13 protein-coding genes are annotated in these 15,738 nt (G+C 64.4%); 1 reads left to right on the top strand and 12 read right to left on the bottom strand.

The genetic code is table 11. The features are described from left to right. Window positions 1-44: 44 nt before the first annotated feature. From EN846_RS04620 to EN846_RS04665, 10 genes are all read right to left on the bottom strand, one after another. A complete protein-coding gene (locus EN846_RS04620) occupies window positions 45-1,028 on the bottom strand; it encodes a beta-ketoacyl-ACP synthase III (protein ID WP_127308737.1) in 984 nt (327 codons plus the stop codon). Then, on the bottom strand, window positions 1,025-2,290 hold the full coding sequence (locus EN846_RS04625; protein WP_127308748.1) for an adenosylmethionine--8-amino-7-oxononanoate transaminase: 1,266 nt from the start codon (window positions 2,288-2,290) through the stop codon (window positions 1,025-1,027). The genes EN846_RS04620 and EN846_RS04625 overlap by 4 nt, the downstream gene beginning before the upstream one ends. Then, window positions 2,290-2,925: a dethiobiotin synthase gene (gene bioD, locus EN846_RS04630; RefSeq protein WP_127308738.1), complete on the bottom strand. Its 636-nt coding sequence runs from the start codon at window positions 2,923-2,925 to the stop codon at window positions 2,290-2,292. The genes EN846_RS04625 and bioD overlap by 1 nt, the downstream gene beginning before the upstream one ends. Then, window positions 2,922-4,061, bottom strand: a complete 1,140-nt coding sequence (locus EN846_RS04635; protein WP_127308739.1) for an 8-amino-7-oxononanoate synthase — start codon at window positions 4,059-4,061, stop codon at window positions 2,922-2,924. Before EN846_RS04635 ends, bioD begins: the two co-directional genes overlap by 4 nt. Beyond that, the gene (gene bioB, locus EN846_RS04640) at window positions 4,058-5,059 is read right to left on the bottom strand and encodes a biotin synthase BioB (protein WP_127308740.1); all 1,002 of its coding nucleotides are present in this window, start codon (window positions 5,057-5,059) and stop codon (window positions 4,058-4,060) included. The genes EN846_RS04635 and bioB overlap by 4 nt, the downstream gene beginning before the upstream one ends. 61 nt (window positions 5,060-5,120) lie before the next feature. Continuing rightward, window positions 5,121-5,975 (bottom strand): carboxylating nicotinate-nucleotide diphosphorylase, encoded by an 855-nt coding sequence (nadC, locus tag EN846_RS04645; RefSeq protein ID WP_127392942.1) that lies wholly within the window; start codon window positions 5,973-5,975, stop codon window positions 5,121-5,123. Continuing rightward, window positions 5,975-7,504, bottom strand: coding sequence for an L-aspartate oxidase (locus tag EN846_RS04650; protein WP_127312017.1), 1,530 nt, complete (start codon window positions 7,502-7,504; stop codon window positions 5,975-5,977). Before EN846_RS04650 ends, nadC begins: the two co-directional genes overlap by 1 nt. Continuing rightward, window positions 7,501-8,475: a quinolinate synthase NadA gene (gene nadA, locus EN846_RS04655; protein ID WP_127312018.1), complete on the bottom strand. Its 975-nt coding sequence runs from the start codon at window positions 8,473-8,475 to the stop codon at window positions 7,501-7,503. Before nadA ends, EN846_RS04650 begins: the two co-directional genes overlap by 4 nt. Before the next feature lie 67 nt (window positions 8,476-8,542). After that, entirely contained in the window at window positions 8,543-9,508 is a 966-nt protein-coding gene (locus EN846_RS04660; RefSeq protein ID WP_127310793.1) for a hypothetical protein, read from the bottom strand. Between the two features lie 116 nt (window positions 9,509-9,624). Beyond that, the gene (locus EN846_RS04665; protein WP_127310792.1) at window positions 9,625-10,494 is read right to left on the bottom strand and encodes a LysR family transcriptional regulator; all 870 of its coding nucleotides are present in this window, start codon (window positions 10,492-10,494) and stop codon (window positions 9,625-9,627) included. Between the two features lie 233 nt (window positions 10,495-10,727). Here EN846_RS04665 and EN846_RS04670 point away from each other — a divergent pair, with 233 nt between their 5' ends. Beyond that, the gene (locus EN846_RS04670) at window positions 10,728-10,883 is read left to right on the top strand and encodes a DUF1127 domain-containing protein (RefSeq protein WP_127283540.1); all 156 of its coding nucleotides are present in this window, start codon (window positions 10,728-10,730) and stop codon (window positions 10,881-10,883) included. 146 nt (window positions 10,884-11,029) lie between these two features. Here EN846_RS04670 and EN846_RS04675 read toward each other — a convergent pair whose 3' ends face one another. Together EN846_RS04675 and EN846_RS04680 are read right to left on the bottom strand one after the other, a co-directional pair. Further along, complete coding sequence (locus EN846_RS04675; protein WP_127310790.1) at window positions 11,030-12,475, bottom strand: adenylate/guanylate cyclase domain-containing protein; 1,446 nt, start codon at window positions 12,473-12,475, stop codon at window positions 11,030-11,032. Between the two features lie 112 nt (window positions 12,476-12,587). Beyond that, the gene (locus tag EN846_RS04680) at window positions 12,588-15,668 is read right to left on the bottom strand and encodes an adenylate/guanylate cyclase domain-containing protein (RefSeq protein WP_127310789.1); all 3,081 of its coding nucleotides are present in this window, start codon (window positions 15,666-15,668) and stop codon (window positions 12,588-12,590) included. Window positions 15,669-15,738: the final 70 nt, after the last annotated feature.

Raw genomic sequence — 15,738 nt, forward strand, 5'->3', positions numbered from 1 at the left:
CCCTGGAGTCCGATCCGCCAAGGCCAAGCACATGCGGTCGCCGGCTAGATCCTGACGACGAGAGCGCCGCCGCTGAGGCCGGCACCCGCCGCAGCCAGAAGGATTTTCTCGCCCGACCGAAACGGCTCCGCATGATGGGCCAACGACAGCGACAGCGGGATCGTTGCTGCGGAAGAGTTGCCGTATTCGACGATCGTCTTGACGATCGCTTGATCGGTGATGCCAAGGTTCCGCCCCACCGCGTCGAAAATGCGGGCGTTGGCCTGATGCGGCACGAACCGATCGATGTCCTGCGGCCGCATGCTGGCAGCAGCGAGCGCGTCCCGCGAGCAGGCTGTCATCATATCGACCGCCTTGGCGAACACCTCGCGGCCGTCGATGATGGTCATCCGGGTCTCAGCGAGGTCGAGATCGGCCTGGAAGGGCTTGTTGCTTCCGCCCGCGGGAATCTGGATCAGCCCGTAGCGCGAGCCGTCGGAATCAACCGATGCGCCGAGAATGCCTCGATCCGGATCCTCGCAGGGACCGATCACCACGGCGCCTGCGGCGTCGGCAAACAGCACGGCGCTGGTGCGCTCGGCCGAATTGATGCGGCGGCTGAGGATGTTGGCGGCGATGACAAGGCTCGCTTTGCCGTGCAGGCGTGTAAATCCGTCCGCGAACATCAGCGCATAGATGAAGCCGGCGCAGGCGCCGGTCAGGTCGATCGCGCCGGCGCGGCCGAGCCCCAGTCGATGCGCGACCAGCGGCGCGCTGGGCGGCAGGAGGTGATCGGGCGTCGAGGTGGCAAGCAGCAGCAGGCCGATGTCGCCGCGCTCGATGCCGGCGTTCGCCAGCGCCATGTCGCCGGCGCGCGTGGCAAGGCCCGACAGCGTGTCTTCTTCCGTTGCCCAGAAGCGCGACCGAATGCCGGTGCGCCGCTCGATCCAGCCGGGCTCGAGCCCGAGACGGTTTTCGATCTCCGGGTTCTCGACCCTGCGCGCCGGCGCATGATGGCCGAAGCCGAGAAAGCGCGACGACCTGTTCATGGCTTTGCGCCAAAGCGTTCGCCGGCCTCCTCGATGGCGTCATAGAGGCCGTCGAGCTCGTCGCCGGTGATGCAATAGGGCGGCAGGAGATAGAGGACATTGCCGAGCGGACGCACCAAAAGTCCGCGTTCGAGGAAGAACGCGCGCAGCTGGGGCCCGATCTCGGCCAGATAGCCGGCGGAGCCGGTGCGCAGATCGAGGGCCGCGATTGTCCCCGTTGCGCGGCTGTCGCTAAAAAACGGATTGTCGCGAAAACGTCGAAGCCCGGCAGCCTGTTTTGCGCTCAGGTCCGCGACCCGCTCGGCCACCGGTTCGTCGCGCCAGATCTCGACATTGGCGAGCGCCGCCGCGCACGCGATCGGATTGGCGGTGTAGGAACTCGAGTGGAAGAATGTCTTCCGCCGGTCCTGCGAATAGTGGGCCTGGAAGATTGCATCGGTCGCAAGCGTCGCCGCCAGCGGGATAACGCCGCCCGTCAGGCCCTTTGAAGTGCACAGAATGTCCGGTGAGATCGATGCCTGCTCACAGGCGAACATGGTCCCGGTGCGGCCCCACCCGGTCATCACCTCGTCGGCGATCAGCAATGTGCCGGAGGCTTCGGCGATCTTCTTCAGCTCGGCCACAACCCATGCCGGATACATCAGCATGCCGCCGGCGCCGAGCACCAGAGGTTCGACGATCAGAGCGGCCGCGCGCCGGTCGCGGGAGACTGCCTCGAACCGATCGAGCGTCTCCTGCTCGCGACCGGCGGCCGGGAAGGGGATGGTGTCCACCTCGAACAGCAAGGGCTCGTAGGCGGCGTTGAACACGCCGCGGGCGCCGACGCTCATCGTGCCAATCGTGTCGCCATGATAGCTGTGCTCCATGACGACGATGCGAGAGCGCGGCGCGTCGATGTTGCGGAAGTAGCCGAGCGCCATCTTCAGCGCGACCTCGACGGCGGTCGAGCCGCTGTCGGAATAGAACACCCGATCGAGGCCGGCCGGAGCGAGGCCGACAAGCGCCTTGGCCAGGCGTTCGGCCGGCTCGTGAGTGAAGCCGGCGAAGATGATCTGGTCGAGGCTCGCCGCGGTCGTCTCGATGGCCTTGACGATGCGGGGATGGCGGTGGCCGTGGGTGACGACCCACCAGGAGGAAATGGCATCCAGGATGCGCGTGCCGTCGGCCTTGCAGAGGTAGGCCCCTTCCGTCCGGACGATTTCGGGGATAGCCGGCTCGAGCGCGTGCTGGGTGAAGGGATGCCAGACTTGAGACTGCGACATCATTCGCCCCCCGCGATCGCTGAGAGGTCGAAGCCGGCAACCATCGCTTCCCTCAGCGTCCCGCTCGTCAGCGGATCGAGCAGCGGCAGCCTGCCAAGCTGGCGCACGCCGCTGAATTCCACGATTGTTCTCTGCGTGTCGGCCACCTCATCGCCGATGAAGGCAATGCCGATGAGCGGGATGGAACGGGCCCTGAGCGCCTCGATCGAAAGCAGGGTGTGGTTGATCGTGCCGAGCTTGGTACGGGCGCACAGGATGACCGGCACTCGCCACTGCGCGAAGATGTCGATGAATTTGGTACGCCGGTTGAGCGGCACCATCAATCCCCCCGCGCCTTCGATGACGAGCGGACCCGGCAAGTCTGGAAGCGACAGCTCTGCGGCGTCTATCGCGACGCCGTCGAGTTCGGCTGAACGATGCGGCGACAGTGGCTCCTTCAGGCGATACACTTCGGGCAGCACGCGCCCCGGCGGCAGGCCGGCGAGCCGTTCAACGACCTCGCTGTCGGTCTCCTCATCAAGCCCCGATTGCACCGGCTTCCAGTAGAAGCCGTCGAGCAGGCCGGCCAATGCCGCCGAAAACACCGTTTTGCCGATCCCGGTATCTGTTCCGGTGATGACGATGCGCTTGGTCATGCCGCGGCCAACACCTCGACGAGCGCCTCGACCATGGCCGAAATGTCGGCCTCGTCGACATTGAGCGTCAGCGAAATGCGCAACCGCGATGTGCCCTCGGGGACGGTCGGCGGACGAATGCCGCGAATGTCGAAACCGCGCGCCTGCAGCGCCGCCGCCAACGCCATGGTGCGCCCGTTGTCGCCGATGACGAAGGGCTGGATCTGCGAGCCGCTGGGGGCCACGCCGCAGCGCTCGGCCAATTGGCGGCCCGCGAAGGCAACGCGCTCCTGCAACTGGGCACGGCGTTGGGGCTCGTCGGACAGCATGGCAATCGCCTCGCGCGCTGCCACGGCCATCAGCGGCGATGGCGCGGTGGAATAGATGAAGGGCCGGCAGCGGTTGACGAGATAGTCACACAGCAGTCCCGGCCCGGTGACGAGCGCACCGGCCGCGCCGAGCGCCTTGCCGCATGTGTGGAGCGCGACGATGTTGTCGCGGCCCTCGAAAGCGGCGGCAAGGCCGCGGCCGTCTGGCCCCCAGACGCCGGTGGCATGCGCCTCGTCGACGACGATGAAGGCCTCGTGGCGGTCGGCCAGCACGACCAGACCGTCCATCGGCGCGCGGTCGCCGTCCATGCTGTAGAGGCTTTCGACCACGATCCAGACGCGCCCGGTGCCGCCTTCGGCGCGCCAGCGCGTGATTGCATCCTCGAAGGCATCGACGTCGTTGTGCACGGCGAGCTTGAACTCGGCACGGCCGGCGCGGGCCCCCTCATGCATGCTGGCATGAGCCAATTCGTCGAGGACCAAAAGGTCACCCTTCTGCGGCAGGGCGGTCAGCAGGGCGAAGTTGGCGATGTAGCCGGTGCCGAAGAACAGCGCGCGGTCGGCTCTGAAGAACGCTGCCGCGTCCGCCTCCAGTGCCTCGTGTTCCGGCGCGTTGCCGCGCAGCAGCCGAGATCCGGTCGCGCCGACCGGCGTGCCCTGCGCGATCGCCGCCGCCACCGCGTCGCCGAGTCTTTTGGAGGCGGCGAGCCCGAGATAGTCGTTGGACGAGAAATCGAGCCCGGCGCGCGGCGAAAGCGTCCGCAGACGGTCCTTGCGCGCCAGTCCGCGCAAGGTCGCGTCATAGCGGGCAAGCGGCGCTTCGTTCATTGCGCCTCGAGGTCCATCGGCTCGATGCCGAGACGGCGGAACAGAAGGCTATCCTTGTCCTCGCCAGGATTGTCCGCCGTCAGCAGCGTGTCGCCGACGAAGATCGAATTGGCGCCGGCAAAGAAGCACAGCGCCTGCATCTCGTCGGTCATGGCGGTGCGCCCGGCGGAAAGTCGGACATGCGATTTCGGCATCATGATGCGCGCCAGCGCGATCACGCGCACGAACTCGATCGGCTCGATCGGCCTGGCATCGGCAAGCGGGGTGCCGGCGATCGGGATGAGCATGTTGATCGGAACGCTTTCCGGATGTTCCGGCAGGTTGGCCAGCGTCACCAGCATGTCGATCCGGTCCACCGGCTCTTCGCCCATGCCGACAATGCCGCCGCAGCAGACCTTGATGCCGCTGTCGCGGACATTGGCCAGCGTATCCAGCCGGTCGGCAAATGTCCGGGTCGAGATGATCTCTGAGTAGTAGCGCTCGGAGGTGTCGATGTTGTGGTTGTAGTAGTCGAGGCCAGCCTCCTTCAGCCGCTGCGCCTGGCCGAGGTCGAGCATGCCGAGCGTCATGCAGGTCTCCATGCCCAGCGCCTTGACGCCTTCGACCATCGCCACGACCGCATCCATGTCGCGCCCCTTGGGATTTCGCCAGGCGGCGCCCATGCAATAGCGGGTGGCGCCGGCGTCGCGCGCCTTGGTCGCCTCGGCGATGACGCGCCTGACCTCCATCAGCTTCGACGCCTTCAGCCCGCTTTCATGGTGCGCCGACTGGCTGCAATAGCCGCAATCCTCCGGACAGCCGCCCGTCTTGATGCTGAGAAGCCGGCTGAGCTGGACCTTGTTGGGATCGAAGTTCTGGCGGTGAACGGTCTGCGCCTGAAACAAGAGGTCGTTGAAAGGCGCATCGTGGAGAGCCTGGGCTTCTTCCAGGCTCCATACCTGGCGGTCGCCGAGGGATTGAACTTCAGGCGCGGTCTTTTCCGAAATCGCTGCGTGCATTTCGATCCTGTTCCTTGCGTTGTGGCGAGCCGGCTAGACTTTAGATGGCCTGGTCCGACGATCAAAGCTCACGATAATCGAGGCCGATATCGAGGATCGGGGCGCTGTGAGTCAACCAGCCGATGGAAATCAGGTCGATACCGGTTGCGGCAACGGCTGGCGCAATCGCGGCGGTGATCCTGCCAGACGCCTCGGTGACCGCCCGGCCATCAACCATGGCCACCGCCTTGCGCAAGTCATCGACTGACATGTTGTCCAACAGGACTGCGTCGGGGGCAAGCGCCAAGGCTTCTTCCAACTGGGCCAGCATATCGACCTCGACTTCGACCTTGACGAGATGGCCGACGCTCATTCGCGCCCGCTCCATCGCCGGGCGAATTCCGCCGGCGATGGCGATGTGGTTGTCCTTGATCAGGATGGCGTCGTCGAGGCCGAAGCGGTGATTGGCGCCGCCGCCGGCGCGCACGGCGTATTTTTCGATTGCCCGCAAGCCCGGTGTCGTCTTGCGGGTGCAGACGATCTTCGCCTTGTGCCCGCGGATCGCACTGACGATCGCTGCGGTCGCCGTGGCTATGCCGCTGAGATGGCACAGGAAATTGAGCGCCGTGCGTTCCGCCGTGAGAATGGCACGGGCCGGGCCGCTCACCGACGCGATGGTCTCCCCCTGCGCTACGTCGCTGCCGTCCGCGCGCTCCACCGTCATCTCGACATTCGGATCGATCAGCTTGAAGGCGAGCATCGCCAGATCGAGGCCGGCGATGATGCCTTGCTGGCGAGCCGCAAGCACGGTCGTCGTATGGCGATCTCGTGGTACGATGGCGTCCGTGGTCACGTCGCCGGCTCTGCCGAGGTCTTCGAGAAGAGCCGCCCGCACCATCGGCTCGAGCATGATTGCGGGAAGTGGCGAGAGGGTCATCAGGTTACGGTTTCCAGCGCTGGCGAGTGTGCAAGTTCCCGCGCTGCCGCAAGTGCTGCTTCGAGCGTAATTTCGGAGCGCCGGCCATCAGTCGCGTGATGGGGAAAGTCTGTCCGATAGTGAGCGCCGCGGCTTTCCCGGCGCAGCAACGCGGCAATCGCGATCATCAACCCGACGGCCGCCGGGTCCGCGCCCTCGTGCTCGGCGAGCGGCAACAAGGACCGTGCGGCTGCTTTCAAGCCTTCACCGTCCCGCACGACGCCGAGCGCACGCGACAAGAGGGGACGCACCGCCTCGGGATCGGACGGCGGGCAGTCGCTTGCATTCGCTTGCCTTGTCCGGAGGGCAGCGGTTCCCGCGATGCTTTCGGCGACCCAGCGCGCGCAGACCACCGCCTCGGTCAGGGAATTGCTGGCAAGCCTGTTCGCGCCGTGCAACCCCGTCGCGGCGACTTCGCCGCAGGCCCAAAGCCCCAAAACGGACGTGCGGCCGGAGCCATCCACGGCGATACCACCCATGTGATAGTGCTGGGCAGGGCGTATGGGAATGAGATCGCGCGTCGGATCGATGCCGGCCTTGCCGCAGGCCGACGCGATCGTCGGGAACTGCCGCGCGAATGCCGGGCCGGGTCTTTCCCGCACATCGAGAAAGACGCGGTGGCCGTTCGCAAGATGGTTCCAGACGGCACGCGCCAGCACGTCGCGCGGCGCAAGTTCCGCCCCTTGCACGCCTTGAAGAAGACGCCGGCCGCTTCCATCGACGATGGTTGCGCCTTCGCCGCGAACAGCCTCGCTGATCAGCGTCATGGGGCGGCCGGACCCGTCAAGTGCGGTCGGGTGGAACTGGACGAACTCAAGGTCGGCAAGGGTAGCGCCGGCACGCGCTGCGAGCGCCAGGCCTTGTCCGCAACTGCCCAATGGATTGGTGCTGTCGAGGAACAGGCCACCGATGCCGCCCGTGGCGAGGACGACCCGTCCCGTGGCGAAGAACACCGGACCAGTCGAGCAGGTCGCCAGCACGCCGGCGATGCTGCCGTCCTCCACGGCCAGCCGGCGCGCTTCGAACCCCTCAACGACCTCTATCGTCGGCGTCGAGCGGACGGCCGCGACCAAGGCACGCATGACCTCTCGTCCGCTGCCGTCACCACCGGCATGGACGATTCGCCGCCGGCTGTGCGCTGCCTCCAGTCCGAGGCGGAATGTTCCGTCTGGTGCCCGGTCGAAGCGGACCCCGAAGCCCGCAAGCCGATCGATGGCGCCGGGCGCGGCATTGAGGATACGGCTGGCCATCTCCCTGTCGCAGAGCCCATCGCCGGCGGCGAGGGTGTCGGCCAGATGCAGTGCCGGATCGTCGTCGTCGCCGAGGCTGGCGGCCAGCCCACCTTGCGCCCAGGCGCTCGATGCGTCAGCCCCCAGCGGTGCCCTGGACAGAAGAAGCACCGGCTGCGGCGCCAGATGCAGCGCGGTCATCAGTCCGGCAATGCCGCCGCCGATGATGACGGGGCGGCCGTCGAGATTTTGCACGCTCATACGGCCAGCATCCGCTCGACGGCCAGGCGCGCGCGGCCGGCGATGCCGGGCTCGATGCTCACGACATGGCGGTTCTCTTCGAGTGCCGTGCGAATGTTGGCCAGCGTTATCCGCTTCATGTGCGGGCAGAGATTGCAGGGCCGGATGAATTCGACCTCGGGATGCTGAAGCGCGACATTGTCGCTCATCGAGCATTCCGTCATCAGCACGACGCGGGGCGGCTTTTGCCTTTCGACATAGCCTGACATGGCGGCGGTCGAGCCGGAAAAATCGGCCTCGGCCACCACGTCGGGCGGGCATTCGGGATGCGCCAGCACCGTCACGCCGGGATGGCTTTCGCGCAACTCGCGAATATCGGCGGGCGTGAAGCGCTCATGCACCTCGCAATGTCCTTTCCAGGCGATGATCTCAACGTCGGTCTGCGCGGCGATGTTCTGGGCCAGATATTCGTCCGGCAGCATGATCACCCGAGGGACGCCAAGCGACTCGACGACCGCCTTCGCATTGCCTGACGTGCAGCAGATGTCGGACTCGGCTTTCACCTCGGCCGACGTGTTGACATAGGTGACGACCGGCACGCCCGGATAGCGTTGCCTGAGCAGGCGGATATCTTCGGCGGTAATGGAGTCCGCCAGCGAACAGCCGGCGCGCAGGTCGGGAATGAGCACGGTCTTCTCAGGGTTGAGCAGCTTCGCCGTCTCGGCCATGAAATGCACGCCGGCCAGCACAATCACGTCCGCTTCGGCCGATATCGCCTTGCGGGCAAGCGCCAGACTGTCGCCGACGATATCGGCGACGCAATGGAAGATCTCCGGCGTCTGATAGTTGTGCGCAAGGATGACAGCGTTTCGTTGCCGCTTCAGGTCGAGAATGGCGTCGATGTCGCCGGCGAAGGCGGGCCATTCGATCGGCGGGATAGCCCGCCGCACGCGGTCGTACAGCGCGGCGGTGCGCGTGGAGGCGTTGAACATGCCTTACCCTCATTATGCTCGCGTTGAGTATAACTAGGGTATATGCTTAACTTGAGCATAAGGAATGTCAAGCGCGTGAAAGTGGCAATTTTGTCCCTGCGACAGTTCGTTCCGCCAGAACCGTCTGGCGGAAGCGGAAGCGCTTGGCCGGTCTCCCGCCGGTGTCCGACATCGTCTCCCCGGTCTCCTCGACCAGATCCTGCTGTTCGATGAGGCGCCGGAAATTCTGTTTGTGCACGAGCCGCCCAGCGAGCGCTTCGACGGTGCGCTGCAGTTGCAAGAGCGTGAAAGCCGGCGGCATCAGCTCGAACACGACGGGGCGGTATTTGATCTTGGTTCGAAGCCTGGCGATCCCGGTCGCCAGAATGCGGCGGTGGTCGGCAGTCATTGGTCGGCCCGGAATGGCCGGCGGAATGCCATTGTCCCGGCCGCGTGTAGCCTCCGGCACCAGCGCGGCCTCATAGAGCAGTTCGTAGCGCTGCAGAGCAAGCTCCTCGTTCCAGCCGCGATCATCCAGGCCGAAGGCATATGCCACGCGTTGCCGGCGATCGCGGCGCACGCCGAGATCCTCGGCAACGTCGGCCCAGGCCAAAAGCCGGGGCATGAGGATATCGGCCAGAATGGGCGGCGCGCCCACGCGGTGATCCTCCCACGGAAAATACTCATACCAGCCCCGCCAACCATGCGTTGGCGACCTTTCGGCCTGCTCTTCCCGTGTCAGGCCGAGATAGCTGATCGATATCTGCACGCGCGCATCGCCTGTCCTGTCGCGATCGGCAAACGTGTAGAGCTGCTCGATATAGCCTAGCAGGTGACCGGTCTGCCGCTCCACCCATGCCCGCAAGCCCGATTGCAAGGAGCGATGGTCGAGCTCGAAAGGGCCGGACGGCAAAGCTTGCGCCTGCTCGATGGTCAGGACGCGCGGCTCGCCATTCGTCACGGCAATGACGACAGCGATCAGGTCCGCACTGACGGGATGGCTCTGATCGTTCCTCTGAGCCTGCCTTGTCGCCTGGGTTGTATCGTATTGCATGGACTTCGATGGATTCCAGAAATCAGGTGGATGGCAGGCAAGCGAAGGTGAACTGCCGCCTGCCACCCGTCAACGTTTTGCACGGAAGAACGGTCTCGAGATCGGCCTCTGGAGGCTCATTGCATCGGCGTCTCGCCGCGAAACAGCGGCTGGTGCGCTTGCATCAACGCGGCAATCCGGTCGGCGACTTTTCGCACTGGCGGCGAGTGGCGTTCTTCGTGATGGGTGACGATCCATTGGTCGGTTTCCAGTTCGGGGATGGGCCGGGCGACGCGCACCAGTCGTGGATCGCTGTCGCCGACGAAGCACGGAAAGATCGAAAGGCCGGCGCCGGCGGCCACCAGTTCTCGCACCGAATGGGTGTTGTTGCCGCGCACCGCAATGCGGTCGCCGTGATGGGCTTGCAGCCAGCGCGCCGAGGCAACGTTTGCCCCTTCGCCGGTGACGCCGACGAACAAGCCGGCGGCGATGCCGTTGATCAGGTGGCGTCCGGAGTAAAGCGCGTGGGCGACCTTGCCGCTCTGACGGCCAGCCAGCCACTGCTCGGTCGGGCGCTCGCTGCGGATGCCGACGTCGGCGGCACGACGTCCGATGTCGACCCGGTCGGTGGTGGTGACGAACTCCATCCTTATGCCGTCATCGACCGTCCAGACCTCGCCGATATGGGCGGAAATGAAAGCCGAGGTCCATGGCCCGGCCGAGACGCGGACAATGCGGTCGGGCAGGCTTCCTTCGCGCCAGCGGGTCAGCGACTGCATTGCCGCCTCGACGTCCTCGGCGCGCCGCAGCAATTCTTCGCCGACCGGGGTCAGCCGGTAGCCGGTCTGCTGACGCACGAACAGCGGCTCGCCGATCTGCTTTTCAAGCGCGGTGACGCGTCGTCCAAGGGTAGCTGCGCTGAGGCGCGTGGTCGCCGTCGCCGCGCTCAGGCCACCCAGTCGCGCAACGTCGAGAAACAGCCTCAGATCGTCCCAGCCAATATCCATTTTGCAGAAATGAAAAATGCCTTGCGACCTTGGCTGTAGCGCGAAGCGGGCATCATCGCAAGTATGCAGCCATTGGCGGCCTTGGACAATCGTGCCTGGCGGGACAGCGGCAGGCGCCCAGGCTGGTCAGAAAGCCAGTGCAGTCCCTTCGGTCATGCACCCGCTTGCACAGGCTCTTTGCGTTTTCGAGAAACCCGGCGTGCGGGGCATTCCGCGCGCCAAAGGAGACAATCATGTTGTATGAACTTCGAGACCGTTTCACCCGCTGGCTTGTCTATCGTCAGACGCTTGCGAGCTTGCGGCGGGTTCCGGACAGAACCCTGGCGGATGCCGGCATTTCTCGCGAACACATCCGTGAGCATGCCCGTCGCGCCAGCCAGCATCATTGAGATCACCGAAGTGGCGGCGCCAGGATCCCGCCTTCATCGGCAGATCGTGCATCTCGACGAGATTGGGAAAGCGCTGGCATCACCACATGATGTTTCCAGCCTGCGGCTGAACCGGTCGGCCGGCTGGAGTCGGCACGCAAGCGTATCTATCCCCGCATGATGCGATAGACGGTTGCATCACCCTCCACGCCCCGAAGGGGCGCGTCAAAACCAAACACGCGATGGCCGGCAAGCATTTCGCTGACCCCGGGCGCGGAATGGAGCGCCTCGGAAATGCAGATCTGGCCGGCTTCCGCCAGCGATTGCACGCGCGCGGCGACATTCACCGTCTGGCCGAAATAGTCGAGGTTGTCGTTGAGTGTCACGGCGATCGACGGTCCACAGTGGGCACCGATCTTGAGGATGATCCCTGGCCCGTCATGCTCGCCGTTGAAGCGATCGATGTCTTCAAAGATGTGCAGTGCAGCCGAAATCGCATCCGAAGGCTGCGAGAAGACTGCCATCACCGCATCCCCGATCGTCTTGACCACCGCTCCGGCATGTTGCTGCACCGCCGCGTTGACCAGGGCGAAATGCTCGCGGACCAAAGCGTAGGCGTTGAGGTCACCAAGCCGTTCATACATGGCGGTCGAACCCTTGAGGTCCGTGAACAGGAAGGTGATCTGCCGGATGCCGAGCCCCTCCTTCTCGTCGACACGTTCGGATCGGAAGAGCTGGCGGAAGGTCTGCCGCGCAAGCAGCGCTCCACCGGAAACATAGGGGTCGAAATCGAGCGCCGGCTTGGTCGTCAGCGCGACAAGCTCGGGCGGCCAGTTGATGGCAAGCAACGAACCTCGCACCGGCCCTCTGTTCGCGACCTCGATGACAATCGGACCGGGTGGCACGGCGGGCAACGCCGGCAAGAAGCGTTTGCCGTCGTAGTCGATCTTCAGGAGTGTCGGCGCAGATACCTGGTCGCCTGATATCGGCACCGCGAATGCGGCCTGCGTCTGCACGTTGACGCCCGCAAGCGCGCCCGGTCCCAGGTCGGCGCGGAGCACTGTGGTGGTGCCGGGCGGCAGAAACGTCATGCCCCGAACGAAGCCGCGCAGTAGGTCCAGAAAGCGAACGTCTTGCCCCGGTAGCCGCCCGTCATGTCCGAAGTGGAGTTTCCAGTGAAAATCCTCGACAGAAAGCGTCTCGGGATCGTGGTACGGCAGGCGCCGCAGCTTCGGCGATATCGAGAAGGTGACCTCGATGAAGTCGTCGAGGTCGGTGTCGCCGGATACGTCGCACAGGCCACAGACGTAGTGGGTCTTCAGCGTGCGCAGGGCGCCGAAACTATCGAGCACCATACCGGACTGTGGACAGAGCACATCCCAGCTCATGTCGAACAAGCCGCAGCGGGCGGCATGAAGGAAGAGGTCGATTGCTTCAGGCTCCGCGACCGCGCGGTCGCGAGCAAAGGTCAACGGATTGACGCGATGGAGTGAGTGGTCGTCGGCGCTCCTGATCAGCGTCTCGAATTTCGAGATGACGCGTGGGCTCCAGGCTCGCGACTGCTCCACCTTGGTCATCTTGCTTTCGAGAAGACGATCGTTAAGTACCGTCACGCCGGATCCTCAATCTTGATGGGCTGCGGAGGCTGCTGGAAACTTTCCAGCGAAATCAACAGCGGAGCTATCCAGCGCCCGCCGGCCGATCGTAGCTGGCACAAGGCGTCGATCACGCCACGTCTGCTGCGATGAACCAATCGTTGATCTCCCGCAATTCCGCACGGGCCTCTTCGAACCTGCCCTGTGACCGCAATAGCTTCGCCAGACTGGTGGTCGCCTGCAGCTCCCAACTCCTGGCGTTCTGCCGCCGCGCAAAGGCAATCGCCTCGCGGAAAGAAGCCTCTGCCGCCCTGTCTCCCGCTCCGTTTGCAAGTTCGATCTCACCGCGAATGCGAAGCAAGGCGGCTGTAAAGTAATGCTCGCCGATCTTTTCGGCCTCGTGCAGACCTTTCTCAACGGTCTCTGCCGCTATATCGAATTGCCCGGAGTTCATGAAAGCCTTGGCGAGTAAACCTAAATAACACGACTTGTCGACCTCCTGATCTTCAAGGTCATTTTCGGTCAATGCCATCATGTGGCTTCCCGCCAGATTGTCATCGAGGTCCGATGCAGCCAGGCCGCCAAAAAAGCGCGCCACCCTTGCCCAGAGATTGAAGCCATTTTCCTGCGCCAGCGGCAGGAGTTCGTCGGCCAGTCGAGCGATCAAACTGCTTTCTTCGCGGAAGGCGAACAACACGCAGCCGTTTCCCAGGCAAGCGGCCAAGCGATAGGCGGGCTGCTGCCGAACGGTCGTCTCGGCCTCGAGGTAGAGTTTGAGCGCCTGACGGCGATACCCCAGAATGTGCAAGGTCCAGGAAAGGTAGATCATGGCCATGCTCGGAAAGTCGCTGCCGACCTTGTCCGCGCTTTCCTTGTGGCTGAGAGCGCGCTCGAGATATTGCCGGGCCGCCACCAACTCGCCCTGACTGAACAGGGTCATCCCCTTGAACTGCAAACCTATGACGAGCGCATTCAGGTAGCCGCCCTCCTCGCCAACCCGGATCAACTCATCGCTGGCTGCAAGGGCCTTGCCAAACTGGCCCGAGTTGAAATGGGTTCCGAAAAGCCCGTCGAGCGCCCTGATCGTCGCTTCCGGTTCGCCGAGCTTCCCGCTCAGTGCTATGGCCCGCTGATATGCGGCACTGCCTTCGCCGGTCACGTAGCCTTGCGCGGCGTAGAGCACGTCGCCCAGCTCCAGTTCGAAGCGAAGCAGCTTGCGGCTGCGATCGTCGGAATCGGGCAAGAGTTTCGCGGCTTCAAGCCCCTTCCTGAAGATACGCACCGCGTCAGCTTTTGCCCAAGTCTTGGCTGCCTTCACCCCTGCCAGCAGCCAGTAATCAGCGGCGCGATCGAACAGACCTGCGTCGGCGAAATGCTCGGCGAGCACTTCGGGACGGGCAAAAGCCGCGTTGCGGTCGCGCAGTTCGATACATTCGGCAATCAACCGATGAATCTGCTGCGCACGTTCGTGCAGCATCGTGCCTCTGGCGGCCTGCTGCAGGAGCACGTGGCTGAACGAAAAGCCCGCGCCGGCTGTCCCTCGCTCGGCGACGACCAGCCCCGTGCGCATCAGGTCGCCAACTGCGTTGCGCAGCTCCGCTTCGGGCCAATCGCAAATCTCGCGCAGTATGTCGAAGTCAAATTTTCGGCCGATCGCCGCTGCGATCTGCGCAACTTCCTTTGCTGGCCCCAGCCTGTCGAGGCGGGCAAGCAGCAAGAACTGCAGGGAGTTTGGAATGTTGTTCGTGAGTGACAAACGCTTGGGCTGCGCTGCGTCCAGCCGCAACCCTGTTTCGACCACGCTCCGGGTAAGCTCTTCGATATAGAGCGGGACGCCTTCACTGCGATCGAGCACCACTGAAACATCAGCGGCGACCGCATTCGGACTGATGTCATGGACAATAGCTTCGGCATCCTCGCGTCCGAGCGCTTCAAGCCTGATGTGATGCACATCCGGCCTGTTGAACCATGGAAGGCTTGCGGTGTTCCTGCTCGATACGAGCAGCAGCGCGGGGGTCGCAGCCAGGCTGGCGACGATTTTGTCGAGAAGCTCGCGCGAGGTCGCATCGGCCCATTGTTCATCTTCGAACAAGATCAGGATCGGGGTGGTGCGCGCCAGATAACCGACCAGATCCATCAACGCCTGTTCGGCGATGTTGCGCTGCCGTTCGGCGCTAATTCCCTCGAGCCTGTCCGGCCTGGCCGTTGGTATCCCGAGCAGGCTTGAGAAGATCGCCAGCGCGACGTCGCTGGACACCGAACCCATCGACAATCCGTTGCTGAGCTTTCGGAGCTTTTCCTCCGTTGGGTCACCGTCCTCGATCGTTGCGATCCTCTGCAATTCGGCGAGGAACGGATAAAGGGTGCTGTTCTCGAAGGTCGGAGAACATTGCATGGTCAGCTGCGGAAAGCTGCGCAGGCGCTGCTGGATCTCGTTGAGCAACCGGGATTTGCCGATACCCGACTCTCCCGAGACCCACACCGCACTGCCGCGCCTGTCGCGCACGACGGTCTCCCAGCGCTCCATCAGCAGTCGCAGTTCGGCATTGCGGCCGCACAGCCTGGTCATATGCGCGCGCTTTGCAAAACGGGTCGGCACCATGCGCTGCCGCTGCACCTGCCAAACCTGGACCGGTTCGGCGAATCCCTTCAGCTCATGTTTGCCGAACCTGGTGAAATCGATTGCGCCGCTCGCCGCCTCGAAGGTCGCCGCGTCGACAAGGACCATATTCGGCTTGGCCAGTACCTGCAGCCGCGCCGCCAGATGCGCGACGTGGCCGAAGGCGACGGTGGATACGCCGCTCGGCGCGCCGACGAACTCCCCCACCACCACCTGGCCGCTCGCGATGCCCACCCGCACTTGCAACGGATATCCCTGATTTGCCGAGATGGTGGCCACCGCATCGACGATCTCGAGCGCCGCCAGCACCGCGACCTCGCTGTCGTCCTCGCCAGCTATCGGATAACCGAAATAGGCCTGTATGGCGTCGCCGATGTAGCTGGCCGTCACACCCTTGTGGCGCCGCACGACGCTGCTGCAGGTCTGCAGAAAGGTCTCAATCAGGCGTTGGAAATCCTCGGGATCCAGGCGGTCGGCATATTCGGTCGACCCCACCATGTCGCAAAACAGGATGGTGAGATAACGCCGCTCCGCAACAGACTTCGCCGGGCCGGGCAAAATCGGGCTAGCCAATGGAACCGGCGTGGTCACGCTCCGGGACCCTCCTTGGTGCGGCGACCATGTAGCACCCGGTCATGTTATCGCAAATCGCGGCGCTCAC

Origin of the sequence: Mesorhizobium sp. M4B.F.Ca.ET.203.01.1.1, assembly GCF_004791025.1 — a bacterium.
Taxonomy (GTDB): Bacteria; Pseudomonadota; Alphaproteobacteria; order Rhizobiales; family Rhizobiaceae; genus Mesorhizobium; species Mesorhizobium abyssinicae.

Excerpts from the sequence above, each read along its gene's own strand:
- EN846_RS04620 (WP_127308737.1), bottom strand. The coding sequence starts at position 1,028 with ATGAACAGGTCGTCGCGCTTTCTCGGCTTCGGCCATCATGCGCCGGCG.
- EN846_RS04625 (WP_127308748.1), bottom strand. The coding sequence starts at position 2,290 with ATGTCGCAGTCTCAAGTCTGGCATCCCTTCACCCAGCACGCGCTCGAG.
- bioD (WP_127308738.1), bottom strand. The coding sequence starts at position 2,925 with ATGACCAAGCGCATCGTCATCACCGGAACAGATACCGGGATCGGCAAA.
- EN846_RS04635 (WP_127308739.1), bottom strand. The coding sequence starts at position 4,061 with ATGAACGAAGCGCCGCTTGCCCGCTATGACGCGACCTTGCGCGGACTG.
- bioB (WP_127308740.1), bottom strand. The coding sequence starts at position 5,059 with ATGCACGCAGCGATTTCGGAAAAGACCGCGCCTGAAGTTCAATCCCTC.
- nadC (WP_127392942.1), bottom strand. The coding sequence starts at position 5,975 with ATGACCCTCTCGCCACTTCCCGCAATCATGCTCGAGCCGATGGTGCGG.
- EN846_RS04650 (WP_127312017.1), bottom strand. The coding sequence starts at position 7,504 with ATGAGCGTGCAAAATCTCGACGGCCGCCCCGTCATCATCGGCGGCGGC.
- nadA (WP_127312018.1), bottom strand. The coding sequence starts at position 8,475 with ATGTTCAACGCCTCCACGCGCACCGCCGCGCTGTACGACCGCGTGCGG.
- EN846_RS04660 (WP_127310793.1), bottom strand. The coding sequence starts at position 9,508 with ATGCAATACGATACAACCCAGGCGACAAGGCAGGCTCAGAGGAACGAT.
- EN846_RS04665 (WP_127310792.1), bottom strand. The coding sequence starts at position 10,494 with ATGGATATTGGCTGGGACGATCTGAGGCTGTTTCTCGACGTTGCGCGA.
- EN846_RS04670 (WP_127283540.1), top strand. The coding sequence starts at position 10,728 with ATGTTGTATGAACTTCGAGACCGTTTCACCCGCTGGCTTGTCTATCGT.